Here is a 16,372-nt window from a genome sequence, read left to right on the forward strand (position 1 = left end):
TGGAAAAATAGGCAAAATTTAAGATATTTGTTCTATTGAAAAATACCGCTTTTTGCTGTGTTTTTCACCTGAATCAAAACAGTTTTTATGTCATTACAAAGCAATGTTATCCCTATCAACATCGAAGATGAAATGAGAGGGGCGTACATCGATTATTCGATGTCAGTTATTGTGTCTCGTGCGCTTCCAGACGTACGTGATGGATTAAAGCCAGTTCACAGAAGGGTGTTATTCGGAATGGAGGAACTGGGGGTTAGTTACAACAAATCCTATAAGAAGTCTGCTCGTATTGTCGGGGAGGTACTGGGTAAGTATCACCCACACGGTGATTCTTCCGTGTATGACACGATGGTGCGTATGGCCCAAGATTGGTCATTGCGTTATCCTTTAGTGGATGGCCAGGGTAACTTTGGATCCGTGGATGGTGATTCTCCGGCAGCGATGCGTTATACGGAGGCTCGGTTGAAGCGTATTGCGGATGAGTTGCTTTCTGATTTGAACAAAGAAACGGTTGATTTTCAGCCTAACTTCGATGATTCCTTAGAAGAACCTACGGTTTTACCCGCTAAGATCCCTAATCTACTATTGAACGGTACTTCGGGTATCGCGGTAGGTATGGCGACAAATATGGCGCCACACAACCTGAACGAGGTAGTAGATGGTATTTCTGCTTATATCGACAACCGTGATATCACGATTCTTGAGTTGATGCAGTACATCAAAGCACCGGATTTCCCTACAGGTGGAACTATTTATGGTGTGCAAGGTATTCGCAATGCATTTGAAACGGGACGTGGTCGTATCGTGGTACGTGGAAACGCGACATTTGATACTTCTAAAACGGGTAAAGAGCAGATCGTTGTTTCTGAGATTCCCTACATGGTTAATAAAGCATCCTTAATCAAGCAATGTGCTGATTTAGTGAATGACAAAAAGATCGAAGGTATTTCTGAGATTCGCGATGAGTCTGACCGTCAAGGTATGCGTATCGTATTCGATTTAAAGCGTGATGCGGTAGCGAATGTGGTTTTGAACAACCTTTATAAGCATACGGCTTTACAATCATCGTTCTCGGTGAATAACGTAGCCTTAGTAAAAGGTCGCCCGATGATGTTGAATCTAAAAGACTTGATTCATCACTTCGTAGAGCATAGAAATGAGATTATCGTACGTCGTACACAATACGATTTGCGTGAGGCACGTAAGCGTGCACATATTTTGGAAGGCTTCATTATTGCCCTAGATAACCTAGACGCGGTAATTAAGTTAATTCGTGAGTCTAAAGATCCCAATTCGGCTCAAGAGGGCTTAATGTCTAAATTCAACTTGTCTGAACTTCAATCGAAGGCTATCCTGGAGATGCGTTTACAACGCTTAACCGGTATGGAGCGTGAGAAGATCATGAATGAGTTTGCGGAAATTATGAAGTTGATTGAAGATTTGGAAGATATTTTGGCCAAACCAGAGCGTCAATTACAAATCATCAAAGACGAATTAAACGACATCAAACAACGTTACGGCGATGAGCGTAGAACGCAAATCAACATGACTGATGAAGAATTCTCGGTTGAAGATATGATTGCGGATGACGAAATGTTAATCACCGTTTCTGCGCAAGGTTATATCAAACGTACACCAATCACAGAATACCGTTCACAATCACGTGGAGGAGTAGGCTCTCGTGCTGTTGCTACGAAAGACGATGATTATACTGAGCATTTGTTCTCTGCAACGATGCACAACTGGTTATTGTTCTTCACAGAGCGCGGTAAATGTTTCTGGTTACGTGTTTACGCTGTTCCTGAAGGATCTAAAGTATCGAAAGGTCGTCCTATCCAAAACTTGATGAACATCGAGAATGGAGACACCATTAGAGCCGTTATCAACGTGAAGTCGATTACTGACCCAGATTATATTGATAATAACTTCATCGTGATGTGTACAGAAGATGGTACGATCAAGAAAACGTCGTTAGAGGCGTATTCTCGTCCTCGTCAAAATGGTATCATCGCCATCACCATCCGCGAAGGAGACCGTCTATTAGACGTTGCCTTAACGAATGGTAACAACCAAATCGTTATTGCGACTAACACAGGCCGTTCTGTTCGTTTTGAAGAGACACGCGTTCGCCCAATGGGTCGTTCAGCAGCCGGTGTGAAGGGTATTTGGATCGATGAGGACATTCCAACCGAGAAAGTAATCGGAATGGTTTGCGTTTCTGATCCGGAAGTACAACAATTGTTAGTGGTATCAGAGAAAGGATTTGGTAAGCGTTCAGAAGTAGAAGATTACCGTTTAACAAACCGCGGAGGTAAAGGGGTTAAAGCCTTGAATATCACGGAGAAAACGGGTAATCTAGTCGCTATCAAAGAGGTGAACGATAACAATGACTTGATGATTATCACCAAAGCGGGTATCTTAATCCGTACAAGCGTCGCAGAACTTCGCGTGATGGGACGTAATACACAAGGGGTTAAATTAATTCGCTTGAAAAATGAATCTGATGAGATTTCATCTGTAACGAAGATCGAAAAAGAGCCGGAGCCTGAAGAGGTAGAGGTTTTAGAAGGTGCTGAGTTAACAGAGGGAGTCGTTGATACAACAAATGCCGTAACTGAAGCTCCGGAAGGAGGGGAGGAGACCGCATCTGAAGCAGCCTCAGAAGATATAACTGAAGAATAATACCTGAGCCCAGACGAAAGTCTGGGCTATTTTTTAATTAAATAAAACAATGAAAAAACTACTTTTATCCCTGTTTACGGTGGCTTTGGCGATGAATACTTCATTTGGCCAAGCAGACAAAGCACTAGTTGATGCACAAAAGAAAAACATCAGCGATGCGATCAAAAAATCTGACGAAGATGTAAAAAAATCTCCTGCAAAGGCTAGACTATGGTTAACTCGTTCTCAGGCTTATTTAGATTTAGCGTTATTCCCAGACTCTACATTTGCATTAACTAACCCAGAGGCAGCTTTCCAAGCATTAGAGTTTGCTAATGAAGCCATCAAGTTAGATACAAAAGAAGGAAAGAAAGGATCTGTCGCAAAAGAAGTAGATCAAATGATGGTCGATAAGAAGTTCTCTAATGCCTTTTTAAATATGGGTGTTGTGAAATACCAAGGGAAAGATTACCGTGGATCACTTCGATACATGTCAAAAGCATCAGAAGTTGCACCTAACGATACTATTTCTGCTATGTATACTGGGGTTACTGCACAACTTTGTCAAGAAGACAAAATCGCACAGGCTGCATATGAAAAGTATATGACGATTGGTGGTAGAGATTTAGCCATTCTTTACGGTCTATCTCAAATCTATAAAAATAACAAAGATGAAGACAAAGCGTTAGGTATCATCGAAAAAGCGATTGCTATTTACCCAGGAAATAAAGACTTGAAAGGGGAGAAGTTCAACATGTTGATTGCTTTCAATCGTATCGATCAAGCGATTACGCAATTGACGCAAACAACGGCTAACGACCCTAAAGATGGTATTTCTTGGTTAAACCTAGGTTTATTGTATGAAAATAAGGTTTCTGGTTTAAATGACGAAATCAGAAAGATTCAAGATAAATCATTTAAAGTACAAGAGGTTGATCGCCGTATAGCTGCTCAAAATGACCAAATTTCAGCTTTCCAAGACGAGGTAAAACGTACAAAAGCAAAATTAAAAACAGCTTCAACTCCTAAGGCTAAAGCATCTGTAAATAGCCAAGTAGCTAGTTTAGAAGCTAAGGTTAAGGAATTAACAGAGGTGTTGACTGGAATTCAAACAGAAAAAGTAGCTGCTCAAGCTGCGGCAGGGGATGCAGCAGCAAACAAAGCTCAAATGGATGAATTGACAGCTAAAGTGAAAGAAATTCGTGCTAATTTACCTAGTTACTACACAAAAGCTTTAGAAGTAGATGCAACAAATTATGATGCATTATATCAATTAGGTGCTTATTATTACAATGATGCCGTTGAAATTAAGAAGCAACTAAATGGTATGGATATGAATGACTACAAGAAGTTTGGTAAGGATTTAGAGGCTAAATTAGCGGTTAAATACAACGAAGCTTTACCATACTTTGAGCGTGGTTTCAAAGTGAAGAAAGATGAAGATTTGAAAGAAATCTTAAAGCAAGTTTACCGTGAATTGAAAGACGAAGCTAAATTGGCTGAGTTAGAGAAGTAAAAATTAGAAAGGGCTACTTAGAAATAGGTAGCCCTTTTCTTATGGTTTACATTCTATTTAACATAATATAAATTATATAACAATCACTCCGATGGGAAATTGTCCTGAATCGTAAGGAAGTCCGATGGGAAATAGTCCGGAGTCGTAAGTTATTAATCTATACTCTTAACTCTCTAATCTAAACCATCGGACTCATTTCTTTCGGACTAGCGACTAGCGACTGCGAAGCTCACCGTAAACTCCGTATACGAATCTGGCACAGAAACCACGGAGATTTGGCCATTGTGCAATTGAATGATTCTTTCTACCAAGGATAATCCGATGCCGTAGCCTTTAGATGATGCGGTATTTTCGCCTCTAAAGAACGGTTGGAAGATATAGGGTAAATCGTTCGCCGGGATGCCTTTTCCCTCGTTTTTAACAAATATTTGGATGTTATTTCCTGAATTCTTGAAGCTTACTTGGGCAGATTTTGATGGGCTGAATTTACAAGCATTTTCCATTAAATTCTTGAATGCGGTTAAGATCAGTTTATCATCCCCTTTAACTAATAGCATTTCCTCGTCCTCAGGCATGTGTGTCGTGTCAATATTGACCTTATAGACACTGTTTAGTTTCTGAGTTAAACTTCTAGCTTCCCAAAGTATTTCATCAATTCTCCATTCATTAAAACCCACGTGGCTGTCAGAAAGACTTAATTTATTTAATTCTAATAATGATTCTGTGATGGCTGCTAACTCTTGAGTATCCTCTAAAACGGAGCTAATTGTATTCTTGTAATCCCCAGTCTCTCTTTCTTTTAATAGGCTGACCTCTAATTGGGACGAAATCTTGGTTAATGGATTTTTTAATTCGTGTGAAACATTCGCAATAAATGTTTTTTGCAGTTTAAACGCATTTTCGATGCGTTCTAACAGTCTATTTACCGTAGACACCATCTTCCCTATTTCATCCTCAAAATCAGGTGATTTGAGGCGTTCTTCGAGTCGTTTGGGTGACAGTTTATCTACTTGTTGGATTACTTCTGAAATGGGGTTTACGGCCTGTCCAGCAAAAAACCAGCCTGAAATGACCACAATGAGGATAAATAAGAGGAATAAGGCAATTAAAATATTTTTTAAATCTTTCGCATTTTCTGCGGAATACTGGTCTACGGCACCTGCAAAAACGACTAATCGACCCTCCGGAGTTGCAAATACAGTTCCTAAAACTTCAATATCCTCTCGTTGAAAGTGAATTTCTTGTTTTTGGCGGACTTGTTTTATCAAATCGACGTCTATGTGGAGATTGATGCTGTCATGTGAAGCATATATCCGCTCGTTACATAAATCGTAGACTAGTATACTCTCTCGGAACAGTAAATCGCGGTTAGTTTGCCCGATGATCCCCATTAATTTGGAATCTACCTGGTTCACATTGACTAATAATTGTGCGGTGGTGTTCGCTTTTTGGCGTAAACGACTATAGAATTTGTCCTTGTAATTCTCCTGAGTGAAGATGTAGATGACCAGGTATGACACGAATAAAATCGCAGACACGAGGTAGGTAAACTGGTAAGTTAGCCTGGATCTAATCTGCATACTTATTCGTTTTTAAGGATATAACCTCTTCCAAATTGTGTGTGGATCAACTTACTAGCAAAGCCTTTATCCACTTTTTTACGCAAGTAATTAACATAAACTTCGATCAAATTCGAGCTATTTTCATCTTCTACTTCCCAAATATTCTCCGCGATTTGTGCTTTAGAAATAACCATTTCTTGGTTTCGAAGGAAGTACTCTAATAATTGAAACTCTTTGGAGGTTAAATTGATAGATTGGCCCGAACGTGTAACCAATTTACTGATAAGATCCATCTCTAAATCAGCAAACTTGAGCACTTGAGCCTCTATTTGCGTTTGGGATGATCGTTTTAATAAGGCCTTGATTCGAGCCAAAAACTCCTTAAAATCAAAAGGCTTACCCAGGTAATCATCCGCACCTGCATCAAATCCAACTAATTTATCATCCGTCGTACTCAAGGCAGTTAACATTAAGATAGGCGTTTGAATGCCCTCGGCTCTTAATTGTTTACAAAGTTCAATACCGTTGATGCCTGGAATAATGATATCAGAAACAATCAAAGAATAATTGTTTCGTAAGGCTAATTGCTTAGCGATGGTTCCATCGTAAGCTACTTCTACCTCATAGTTGTTCTCTTCTAACCCTTGTTTCAAGGATTGAACAGTCTTTGGTTCATCTTCTATGAGTAGAATTTTGATCATTAAAGGATTGATTTCAAGTCAGCCGGTGAGTAATTAATCGACTTTAATACTTTATTGTCTGATTTGCGGTATACTTTCCATACCCCATTTTCTGCTTTTATTTCAGCTTCAGTACCGTCTTTATCTTGGTAGAATTTAACTGTATTTTCTGCTTCTTCTAAAGAAGAACAAGCTTTAGACATGTTAGAACGTTGAACCTCGTTGAATAATTCAACAAATTTTTCACCTAAACCAAACTCCAACACAGCACCAGATAAGACGTATTGCAAGTCGCACAAGGCATCAGCTACTTCCACTAAATCATTGGCTGCAATAGCTTCTTTTAGTTCATCTAATTCCTCTGCTAAAAGGCTGACACGTAGATTACAACGCTCTGAGGCAGGAATCGTGGGTTGAGTAAGTATAGGGGCTCCAAAGGTTTGGTGGAATTGTGCCACCTGGTTCAATGAGTCTAGTTTTTCCATTAGTATATTCAATTTATTAAAATTAAGCAATTAATGGGTCTCTAGCAATAACAGTTCAATGGGAGAAATGTGGAAAACAGAAAATACAATTGTGCACAAGTGTGGATAACTTGTGGATAACTCAAATGGTTTATGTGGATAAGTCTCGTATTTGTTTACAATTCTTAACTCACTTTATTGAGGCTTACTTTCTGTAAAAGTCCCATCTGTGTAAAAAATGAGTACTCGCTCGATCTTCTTAGCTAAATGTGCTGTAGAACTAGGAGCTGCCACAACGGGTTGGGGCGTTTTTGAACTACTTTCTCTAGGCCGTCTGAGATTCGATTGTACGATCGTTTGCTCGGGTAAAATATTTCTAGGCGATTCTGGAGCGCTGGGTGTAGGTGCATCAAAAAGTGACGGGGTAGATGCGGTCGGTGTTGGTGCAATTTTAGGGCTTGGCACCGAAATAGATAAATCCCGTTTATCATCCAATAACTCTTCTGCTGGAATTTCAGGGAATGCGATTAGAATCTTTTGAACGACATCTAAGCTGGGCTTATTTCTACCTGAGAGAATGTGAGAAATGCTACTGCGAGGAATGCCTAAGGTATCTGCAAATTGGGAAGCACTTAACTTCTTAGCTTGAATTAACAATTCTATTTTAGCACTTAGATTCATTTTTGTAAACTCGATTAGTATGTTACAAATTTAAACAATCTAACCAAGTTCACAAATATAAATTTAGCCCAATTTTTGATTGTTTACAAAAGTGATACACAATCTGAGTGCAATGCAATCAGTTTACTTTTGTATAATCCTCCAATTGCTTTTTTGAAATCTTTTTTAGACATACCTAATTGGTCATAGATATCTTCAGCTGGGCTTTTATCATGTAGGTACAAGACACCTTTGTTATCTTTAATTGCTTGTAATACTTTCTCTACTTGTGCATCTAAACGTACCCGACCGATTGGTTCCAAACGTAAATCAAGGCGGCCATCCTCCCGCAGATTTTCGATGTATACAAATGTGCTTTGCCCTAGTATTACATTTGTAAATATTTCATTTTTAAAAAGCATCCCTATTTTACAATTGTCAACCAAGCACTTGATTCCTAAATCTGTGTATTCAAATGGAACAGCTTCGATCTTTGTTCCGGCGGCAAAACGATTTTCCTCCTCCTCTATAAAGGCAGGTAAGAAATTTTCGATTCTGGCAGAAGCGACAATGCGATCTGTTTGTGCATCTAGGTAAATGTAAACGAGGTAGAATTTACCTACCACCATTTTTTGATATTGTTGACTAAATGGAACGAATAAGTCTTTGGCTAGTCCCCATTCTAAGAAAACACCTAGCGGTGTGACAGATTTGACCTCCAAATAAGCGAATTGCTTTATGGTGGCATAGGGCTTTAACGTGGTGGCGATGATGCGGTCTTCCGAGTCACGGTAGATGAATACATCAATCGATGAATCGATTTCATACGTTTCCGGGACGTATTGTAAGGGTAATAGGATTTCATCTTCGTAACCATCTAAATAGAGGCCAAAAGGTACTTCTTTGATAATACGAAGGTGATTGTATTCACCAATTTTCAATTCATTTTCCATAAAAAAAGCCCGGCTGTGAACCGGGCATTTATTCTTGTTATTTACTAAACGACTACGTTGTTCTCTCTTAATGCTTGATTAAGCGAAGTCTTTAAGTCTGTACTTTCTTTTCTTTTACCGATGATTAAGGCACAAGGAACGCCATAAGTTCCAGCGGCAAAGGTCTTTTGGATGCTCCCTGGAATGACTACTGAGTTCTCTGGTACATAACCAATGTACTCTACGGGCTCTGGGCCTGAAACATCGATGATCTTAGAAGAGCCTGTGATAGTTACCCCAGCACCTAAAACGGCTTTTTTACCAATGTGTGCACCTTCCACTACGATACAACGAGAACCAATAAAGGCACCGTCTTCGATAATAACTGGGGAAGCTTGAGGTGGTTCTAATACACCACCGATACCCACACCACCACTTAAGTGTACGTGTTTACCGATTTGGGCGCAAGATCCTACTGTAGCCCATGTGTCTACCATGGTTCCTTCGTCTACATATGCACCAATATTCACATAAGAGGGCATTAAGATCGTTCCTTTTGCTAAGAATGCACCATAACGTGCTACAGCTGGAGGAACAACTCGAACACCTAACTCTTTGTAATTAGATTTCAACTTCATTTTATCGTGGAATTCGAAGATCCCCACTTCTGAAACGGCCATTTGGCGAATAGGGAAATACATTACGATGGCTTTCTTTACCCATTCGTTCACTTGCCAGCTACCGTCAGCCTTAGGTTCTGCCGTACGCAATTCTCCTTTATCCACTAAGTCTACGACTTTTTCAATCGCCTCTATGGTTTCAGTCTTCGAACGAAGCTCTGTATTGTCCCAGGCGGCTACTATTATTTTTTCTAATGAATTCATAAAAATGATATGCAATAAATGAAGATGCAAATTAATCAAAAAAGGCTAGGCTTCTCCAGAACAGTTAAAATAAAATCGGCGCCTATGGGCATTAAGTGAGAAAAACACCAAAAAAAATGGACTGAATTTAACTTTAACTTTAATAAGTCATTTTGCTGATTATTAGCGAGTTAAGTTGGTGTGCAGAATAATATTTCGGTAGATTTTGCTAGAAAATTAGCTAAAAAGACAAGTGACATTCTGTCACTCTCCTACCCCATCGATCTGGAGCATTTAAATCCTATACAAATATGCAAAAATAGTTTGAATAAAAAACGTATCCGCGCGATTTTTGTTTGAAATTTGTATGATTAGCTATTATGCTAAATAAAAATATCCTGATTTACTTTTGTAAAATAGGCCTTGTAAACGTTTAATTGGGTTTATTTTATCCTATTGCTCTTGGAATAATGCATTTTAGATGCTATATTTGATCTTTGTATGAAATCAAATTAATTTATTCAATGAAAAAAATTAAAGTTGCTATTAATGGTTTTGGTCGTATCGGTCGACTTACTTTCCGTCGTTTATTGGAAAAAGAAAATGTGGAAATCGTTGCTATTAACGATTTAACTGACAACGCTACTTTGGTACACTTACTAAAGTATGATTCAGTTCATGGTCGTTTTAATGGTACTGTTACTTCTGATGCAGACAGCATTACTGTTAATGGTAACGTGATTAAGGCTTTTGCAGAACGTGATCCTAAGCAATTACCTTGGGGTGCTTTAGGAATCGATGTTGTTTTAGAATCTACTGGTCGTTTCATCGATCAAGATGGTGCTGGTCAACACTTAGTGGCTGGTGCTCGTAAGGTAATCATCTCCGCTCCTGCTAAAGGTGATATTCCTACAGTCGTTTTAGGTGTTAATGATGATACCTTAACAGATGATATGACGATTATCTCAAACGCATCTTGTACAACTAACTGTTTAGCTCCAATGGCTAAGGTGTTAGATGATGCTTTTGGAATCGAAAAAGGATTCATGACTACAGTTCACGCTTATACAGCGGATCAAAACTTACAAGATGCACCTCACTCCGATTTACGTCGTTCTCGTGCTGCAGCTTATTCTATCATCCCTACATCTACAGGTGCAGCTAAAGCGGTAGGTTTAGTATTACCTCACTTGAAAGGTAAATTAGATGGTAACGCGATGCGTGTTCCTACTCCAGATGGATCTGTTACAGATTTCACGGTAGTATTGAAGAAAGAGGCAACTGTTGCGGAAATCAACGCTGCTTTAAAAGCTGCTGCGGATGGCCCAATGAAAGGTATCTTAGAATTCACTACAGATGAAATCGTTTCTATCGATATCATCGGAAACCAACACTCTTGTATTTTAGATTCTAAGTTAACAACAGCGATGGGTAACTTAGTGAAAGTTGTAGGTTGGTATGATAACGAATTTGGTTATTCATCTCGTGCAGCAGATTTGATCGCTCGCGTAGGTTAATCAACTTGTTTGATATAAATGAAAAAGCCTCTCTATCTGAGAGGCTTTTTTTATTTCAAATTTATAGCTCTGAGGTAATTGATGTTAAATCCTTTTTCGTAGAACATCTCCTCGAAACGCGTTTTGATCCCAAAGTGATCGTCCATCCATTCTGATGTGTATAGATCATTTGTCTTGACCATGATGTCCCATCCATTTTCTGCTAGCGAGCCCTCCGAGAATTCGAAGAAAGGCAAGGAATCTGTTTTTAGGTGAAGAATTCCACCAGGCTTCAATATTTTCTTGTAGCGATTAAGAAAGGTATGAAAAGTGAGCCGGCGTTTCTCATCACGATCGCGAAGACGTGGGTCCGGAAAAGTAATCCAAATTTCATCGACCTCATTTTCTGCAAACTGTTCGTCTATCTCTTGCATGTGGATACGAAGAAACGCGGTGTTTGTTAATTCAAGTTCTCTCGCAGCTCTCCCTCCTTGCGCTAAACGATCTCCTTTGACATCAACTCCGATGAAATTCATATCAGGGAATAGTTTACCTAAGCCATTGGTGTATTCTCCTCGGCCACAGCCCAGTTCTAAAACTAATGAGCTGTCATTTTTAAAGTAATCCGATTTCCATTTACCAGCCAAGGTTCCGAAAATGGGTTTTGGACTTTGGATGACATTGTCTAAGGCGATGGCTAAATTGTATTTGGCTGTTTTTCTTCTGCTCAAGGGTACGCGAATTAAAAGGTAATTTCTCCTACGAGATAGGTGGATCCACAGATGAGAATTCCATCTGCTGGACCTGATTTTTTTTTGGCTAGGGCAATGGCATCATTAACAGATGGAATGACTTCTCCTTGTAGGCCTTTAGCTGCTGCTAATTTTTGTAGTTCTATTGCAGAGATTGCTCTTGGGTTATTTGCTTGGGAAAAATAGTAGCTAGCCTCTGTAGGAAACAAGGATAATACAGAATCGATGTCCTTATCTGCCACCATGCCGAGAATAATCGTCAAATGATTGAAATTCTCTTGGTTAACCTGTTGAATAATCTCTGAAATGCCACTTTTATTGTGTCCGGTGTCTGCGATGATTTTTGGTTTTTCACCTAAAATCTCCCACCGGCCTTGTAAACCAGTATTCACTCTAGTTTTCTCAATTCCCACTTTGATTTTTGCTGACTCAATAGGTATGATTGATTGAATCTGTTCGCACCAAGCTAAAACACCTCGAATATTTTTTTGCTGGTAATGTCCTTTGTAAGGGCTGTTGACTTTCATTTCACCCCAAGTAGGACTTGTAAAAGTGAAATCTACAGCGCTAACTACATCTGAAGCAAATTGCAAGGGGGCATTTGCAGTTAAAGCTTTGGCAAGAAAAACATCTGACGTTTCTGCTTGCTTTTCGCTAATGGTTACCGGCGTGTTTGATTTAATAATCCCCGCTTTTTCTGACGCAATTTTTTCTAAGGTGTCCCCCAGTAAATCTTGGTGGTCAAAACTGATATTAGTAATCAAACATGCCAAAGGTGAAATGATATTTGTCGAATCTAATCGTCCGCCTAAACCTGTTTCAATGATGGCTAAATCAACTTGTTGTTCTTTGAAATAAGTGAAAGCCATGATCACAGTCCATTCAAAAAAGGATGGTCTCACTTTTTCGATGAGAGTCAAGTTGTTTGTAACAAAATCTGCCACCCATTCTTCCGCCACTTGGATACCGTTTATTTTTATCCGTTCGGTAAAGGAATGCAAGTGCGGAGATGTATACAAACCCACCTTGTAACCGTGTTCCTGAAGAATAGAGGCCATAAAATGGGATGAACTCCCCTTTCCATTCGTGCCAGCAATATGCAAGGACTTAAAAGAATCCTGTGGGTGACCCATAAGTTCACAAAGTGCTTCAATATTGCCTAAACCTGGTTTATAGGCTTTAGCACCCTCCCGATGAAATACGGGTAATTGTGCATATAAAAAGGAAATGGACTCGGAATAATTCATCGGATTTCTATCTTTCTCCTACGCGGAAGGTGATAGACCCGGTGGCTTCTTTCGGGCTTGGGCCTGAAGACGTTTTTATGAATTTAGATTTTTCAATGGCTCTTTTGTATTTCTGTGCCAAAGAGTTAGAGAATGAATTCTCTGCAATCACTAATTTGATGATATTTCCATCTTCATCAATTTTTATGGTGAAACGTATCATTCCAGTTTCGCCTGTATCATCTTTTACATTAGGACGATTCGCGATTCTCCATCCGGAAATATTCACAGAAGATGATCCTGCCCCATCTCCACTCCCTCCTCCAGAACCGGAGAAGTTAGTTGAATTATTAATAGTACCGTTTTTACTCCCTTTATCCCCAATTTTTCCTGCATCTGTACCGTTAGAATTTCCACCTGGATTCGGATTTGTACCTCGAGTTCCATTGCTCGTCGTCTTTTTCTTGAACAAAGCACCCTCGTCGATTTTTTCTTCTGGCTCAGGAGTAGGTTTTGGGGATACGGTAGTAGTTTTTTTCGTTGTTTCTGAAATGCTTACTGGGCTTTTAACCACAGACGAAATCACGTTATCCTTTGAGCTAGGTGTAGGCTTTGCTTTGGTAACTGAGGCTACCTCTGTCTCTTTTTCCGCCGGTTGTGATTCTTCATTAGTAGGTAAATCACTTGCTTGATTGAATGATTGTACATTTCCGCCACCCTCATCATCAGTTCCATAATTCACTTCGAACCCTGGCTCCGGTAATTCTAGCTTCATTTCCTCTGCAGACCAAATCTTTGCATACCAAAACAACAAGAAAACCAAACCTTGAATCACGATCGTTATCGCCAAGGCTTTGCGTTGGTTTTTTCTTTCTAAATTTTGTTGTTCGATGTGCTGGTTCATTTCTTATAGTGCCTTAAACACCCAAATATCCACCTTTTTAGTCTTTTTAAATTCGCTTGCCTTAGCATAGCCTTCATCCATTGAATGTTCTGTACCTAGGCTAATGCGGTAAAATTTAGACTGATCGTTTTTTAAGATAATTTCTGCTTGGTCGAACCCAAGTGATTTAAACCCTTTCAAACTCTTTTCTGCCTGGTCAAATGATTGAAAACTTGCAGCAACTAAATAGATGACCTCTTGTGTGTTTTTTCCATTCGCAACTTCAACAGCTATTGGTTCCAATACTTGAGGTGCAGAAAGTGTATCATGTGTCGTTTCTACTTTTGTCACCACTGGTGCAGGCGTCACCTTTTTTTCGATCTTAATGGGGTTCAACGAACTTTGTGATTGATTTGTCGCTGGTGATGTTAAAAAGAACGCCCCTAATCCACCTAAAATGAATGCGACGACAGCATAAACGTAGACTGATTTACTCATTTTAATAGGTTGAATCTCTTCTACCGTTTGTGTAGGTAAATCGTCTGCAATTGGAGTAGCAATGAGTTCAGGCTTTTTAACTTTAGCGCCTTGCAAATGACCTAATCCTACCGGGAATAGACCAAAAACAGTTAAATCAGCATTGAATTCCGGATTAGGAGAAAAGGATATCCGATTTTCTTGGTTTAAAGTAAAGGTACCTAAAATGCCCACGCTAACTTCTCCTTGTGTGAGTAATTGAGACTTTAATTCTTTACTAAATGCTAGTATTTCTGTGGATGCTTCTTTCGATGAAATAGCCTTTTTCTTCGCCCATTCCGTACTTAAAAAGCGATCATCTGTTTTTAATTTTTCATTGAACGCAACGCATTTTTTCTTCGGATGAATCTTTCCCTCCCTTTCATTGAATGTAAATCCCTCGGCATTCACGACAAAACCACCAAATTGTGGTATTATCACGCACTCGTGGTCATACAATAAGTGTTCAAGAAAGGAATAAAATTCAGTCATTATTAAAACGAATATGCTAGAGTTGCTGTAAAGTTAAAACCTTGCGTCGGATAAAATAAATATCGTTGGTAATTTTTTCCCAATATATTGTTTGCAGATAAAGTAGTCGTGAATTTTTCGGTAATCGCGTACTCCCCTTTTACATTGATATCCAATATATTATCCAACGTACTTGCTTTTTGAGTTCTAGGATTGAATCCATAGATTCCTCCTACATAATAGATTTCAGGTAGAATTTTTACTTTAGGCAGTACTGAAATAGTGTTTCTCCAAGCAATTTGGATGTTGGGTCTATGGTATGCATACAAAAGAGCGCCTAAATTGCCGTAATTGGTGTAATCCACTTGTATATCGGATTGAATTTTATCTGTCAATGACATCTTCATATTCGCTTGCAATTGGAGTATTGAAATAGCCGCATCTGAAGTGGAATAGGTTAAATCATATTGTGATAAATCTGCTGCAGATGAGGTAAAAAAGACCATTTTAGTATATTCTCCGTAGCTCGCTTTTAATTCATACGATACATTTCGCTCATTACTTCCCGACAAGCCACTTGTAACGATCCAATTCTGTTGGGTATTTTGTAAAGTAATAGACTGAGCAAGCCACGGATTTTCGAGTAAGTTACTGTGATAGGAATTAAACTGTGTATTTCCCTCAAAGCCTGCAAACAAACGGATATAGTCATTGGCTCTGAATTTTACCTGTAGATTCGGATAGATTTTTAAGTTTTCATCCTGAATGGCATTGATTCCTGCTACTAGATTTAATTGAGGCAGTAAATTATAGGAAATGCTTGGCATTAACCGGTAAAAATTGCGGTTGGTAGAAGTATTACTCGTGAAATTAGATAAAATGGCCTCCCCGTTCACTCGCAAGTTAATTCCCTCGGTAATGGCATAGGTTGAATGTAAATAACTTTTAAATAACCACTCTTTAGGAGCTAAATTGCCTGCCAAAGAAGAAAATTCAGTTCCAGTCTGGTAGCTAAATTTTTTACCCTCCGTTGCGCTCAGGATATCTCCATTAAATTTAAATTGATCATAATGTACACCATAGGCATCGTCTGGTGTATTTGCTGGAATTATTTCCTTGCCATAAAAATTAGTGGCGTAACGGCGATAGTCAATCGAACCTTTTAATAGAGCTTTTGACCAAAGTGACTGGCTGTAAAGTTTTACTTCATTTTCAGAACGACTTGAAAAGGCGTTGTCTGTGGGACCGATCGAGTTTGCATCGTGATTAATATATAATCCTCTTGTCTCCTTTTCGGATGGATTAAATCCAAAATGACCATTTAATAAAGTATGGCCATAATTTCCTGCCCCTATCCGAATGGAATTTTTAGCACTGGATCCCAAAAGTGATTTCAACTCCTCCCCGCTTCTTGGTCCAACAATGGTTGGGTTAATACCCGGTAAGGTTAGTGATTGAGGTTTATCCAAGTCAAAGGTATAATTGACTTTATGGTCTTTACTGTAATCCGGAATTTCATTTAAGGATTCGAATGAGCGACTCATAGTGGGTTGAACCTCAATTTTTCGCACTTTTTCTGTGACAAATTCCTCGCTTTGAATAGTGCCCTCTTTCTTCTGTTGTCCATAAATAAGGATGGAAATCAGGCTAAGGGGTAAAACTAGAATGATTTTAGATGTGAATCTCATAT

At 39.1% G+C, this 16,372-nt stretch carries 14 protein-coding genes; 3 read left to right on the top strand and 11 right to left on the bottom strand.

From position 1 onward, the window contains the following. The first annotated feature begins 87 nt into the window (after positions 1-87). On the top strand, positions 88-2,682 hold the full coding sequence (gyrA, locus tag SKC37_RS02705; protein ID WP_377979987.1) for a DNA gyrase subunit A: 2,595 nt from the start codon (positions 88-90) through the stop codon (positions 2,680-2,682). A 49-nt stretch (positions 2,683-2,731) separates the two neighbouring features. Beyond that, positions 2,732-4,177: a tetratricopeptide repeat protein gene (locus SKC37_RS02710; RefSeq protein ID WP_377979988.1), complete on the top strand. Its 1,446-nt coding sequence runs from the start codon at positions 2,732-2,734 to the stop codon at positions 4,175-4,177. Positions 4,178-4,383: 206 nt separating this feature from the next. On the opposite strand, the gene SKC37_RS02715 is transcribed toward SKC37_RS02710, so the two are convergent. The 6 genes from SKC37_RS02715 to SKC37_RS02740 all read right to left on the bottom strand — a co-directional run bounded on the left by SKC37_RS02715 (position 4,384) and on the right by SKC37_RS02740 (position 9,359). After that, positions 4,384-5,757, bottom strand: coding sequence for a sensor histidine kinase (locus SKC37_RS02715; protein WP_377979989.1), 1,374 nt, complete (start codon positions 5,755-5,757; stop codon positions 4,384-4,386). 2 nt (positions 5,758-5,759) lie between these two features. Further along, positions 5,760-6,437, bottom strand: coding sequence for a response regulator transcription factor (locus tag SKC37_RS02720; RefSeq protein WP_377980501.1), 678 nt, complete (start codon positions 6,435-6,437; stop codon positions 5,760-5,762). A gap of 2 nt (positions 6,438-6,439) precedes the next feature. Further along, positions 6,440-6,904: a pyrophosphohydrolase domain-containing protein gene (locus tag SKC37_RS02725; protein WP_377979990.1), complete on the bottom strand. Its 465-nt coding sequence runs from the start codon at positions 6,902-6,904 to the stop codon at positions 6,440-6,442. A 174-nt stretch (positions 6,905-7,078) separates the two neighbouring features. Next, positions 7,079-7,564 (bottom strand): helix-turn-helix domain-containing protein, encoded by a 486-nt coding sequence (locus SKC37_RS02730; protein ID WP_377979991.1) that lies wholly within the window; start codon positions 7,562-7,564, stop codon positions 7,079-7,081. Between the two features lie 83 nt (positions 7,565-7,647). Then, complete coding sequence (locus SKC37_RS02735) at positions 7,648-8,496, bottom strand: CvfB family protein (RefSeq protein ID WP_377979992.1); 849 nt, start codon at positions 8,494-8,496, stop codon at positions 7,648-7,650. 44 nt (positions 8,497-8,540) lie between these two features. Then, positions 8,541-9,359 (bottom strand): 2,3,4,5-tetrahydropyridine-2,6-dicarboxylate N-succinyltransferase, encoded by an 819-nt coding sequence (locus SKC37_RS02740; protein ID WP_377979993.1) that lies wholly within the window; start codon positions 9,357-9,359, stop codon positions 8,541-8,543. A gap of 503 nt (positions 9,360-9,862) precedes the next feature. Here SKC37_RS02740 and gap point away from each other — a divergent pair. Then, on the top strand, positions 9,863-10,855 hold the full coding sequence (gene gap, locus SKC37_RS02745) for a type I glyceraldehyde-3-phosphate dehydrogenase (RefSeq protein ID WP_377979994.1): 993 nt from the start codon (positions 9,863-9,865) through the stop codon (positions 10,853-10,855). 50 nt (positions 10,856-10,905) lie between these two features. Here gap and trmB read toward each other — a convergent pair whose 3' ends face one another. Genes trmB through SKC37_RS02770 form a run of 5 tightly spaced genes read right to left on the bottom strand, consistent with a single transcriptional unit; the run spans position 10,906 to position 16,370 of the window. Continuing rightward, positions 10,906-11,565, bottom strand: a complete 660-nt coding sequence (gene trmB / locus SKC37_RS02750) for a tRNA (guanosine(46)-N7)-methyltransferase TrmB (RefSeq protein ID WP_377979995.1) — start codon at positions 11,563-11,565, stop codon at positions 10,906-10,908. 11 nt (positions 11,566-11,576) lie between these two features. Then, the gene (locus SKC37_RS02755) at positions 11,577-12,833 is read right to left on the bottom strand and encodes a bifunctional folylpolyglutamate synthase/dihydrofolate synthase (protein ID WP_377979996.1); all 1,257 of its coding nucleotides are present in this window, start codon (positions 12,831-12,833) and stop codon (positions 11,577-11,579) included. Between the two features lie 7 nt (positions 12,834-12,840). Then, complete coding sequence (locus tag SKC37_RS02760) at positions 12,841-13,716, bottom strand: hypothetical protein (protein ID WP_377979997.1); 876 nt, start codon at positions 13,714-13,716, stop codon at positions 12,841-12,843. Between the two features lie 3 nt (positions 13,717-13,719). Then, the gene (locus tag SKC37_RS02765) at positions 13,720-14,703 is read right to left on the bottom strand and encodes an HU domain-containing protein (protein WP_377979998.1); all 984 of its coding nucleotides are present in this window, start codon (positions 14,701-14,703) and stop codon (positions 13,720-13,722) included. A 2-nt stretch (positions 14,704-14,705) separates the two neighbouring features. Then, the gene (locus tag SKC37_RS02770) at positions 14,706-16,370 is read right to left on the bottom strand and encodes a hypothetical protein (protein WP_377979999.1); all 1,665 of its coding nucleotides are present in this window, start codon (positions 16,368-16,370) and stop codon (positions 14,706-14,708) included. Between the last annotated feature and the right edge of the window lie 2 nt (positions 16,371-16,372).

Origin of the sequence: Aquirufa esocilacus (genome assembly GCF_042715595.1) — a bacterium.
Classification (GTDB): domain Bacteria; phylum Bacteroidota; class Bacteroidia; order Cytophagales; family Spirosomataceae; genus Aquirufa; species Aquirufa esocilacus.

Excerpts from the sequence above, each read along its gene's own strand:
- SKC37_RS02770 (WP_377979999.1), bottom strand. The coding sequence starts at position 16,370 with ATGAGATTCACATCTAAAATCATTCTAGTTTTACCCCTTAGCCTGATT.
- SKC37_RS02730 (WP_377979991.1), bottom strand. The coding sequence starts at position 7,564 with ATGAATCTAAGTGCTAAAATAGAATTGTTAATTCAAGCTAAGAAGTTA.
- SKC37_RS02735 (WP_377979992.1), bottom strand. The coding sequence starts at position 8,496 with ATGGAAAATGAATTGAAAATTGGTGAATACAATCACCTTCGTATTATC.
- SKC37_RS02765 (WP_377979998.1), bottom strand. The coding sequence starts at position 14,703 with ATGACTGAATTTTATTCCTTTCTTGAACACTTATTGTATGACCACGAG.
- SKC37_RS02740 (WP_377979993.1), bottom strand. The coding sequence starts at position 9,359 with ATGAATTCATTAGAAAAAATAATAGTAGCCGCCTGGGACAATACAGAG.
- SKC37_RS02710 (WP_377979988.1), top strand. The coding sequence starts at position 2,732 with ATGAAAAAACTACTTTTATCCCTGTTTACGGTGGCTTTGGCGATGAAT.
- gap (WP_377979994.1), top strand. The coding sequence starts at position 9,863 with ATGAAAAAAATTAAAGTTGCTATTAATGGTTTTGGTCGTATCGGTCGA.
- SKC37_RS02725 (WP_377979990.1), bottom strand. The coding sequence starts at position 6,904 with ATGGAAAAACTAGACTCATTGAACCAGGTGGCACAATTCCACCAAACC.
- gyrA (WP_377979987.1), top strand. The coding sequence starts at position 88 with ATGTCATTACAAAGCAATGTTATCCCTATCAACATCGAAGATGAAATG.
- SKC37_RS02760 (WP_377979997.1), bottom strand. The coding sequence starts at position 13,716 with ATGAACCAGCACATCGAACAACAAAATTTAGAAAGAAAAAACCAACGC.
- SKC37_RS02755 (WP_377979996.1), bottom strand. The coding sequence starts at position 12,833 with ATGAATTATTCCGAGTCCATTTCCTTTTTATATGCACAATTACCCGTA.
- SKC37_RS02715 (WP_377979989.1), bottom strand. The coding sequence starts at position 5,757 with ATGCAGATTAGATCCAGGCTAACTTACCAGTTTACCTACCTCGTGTCT.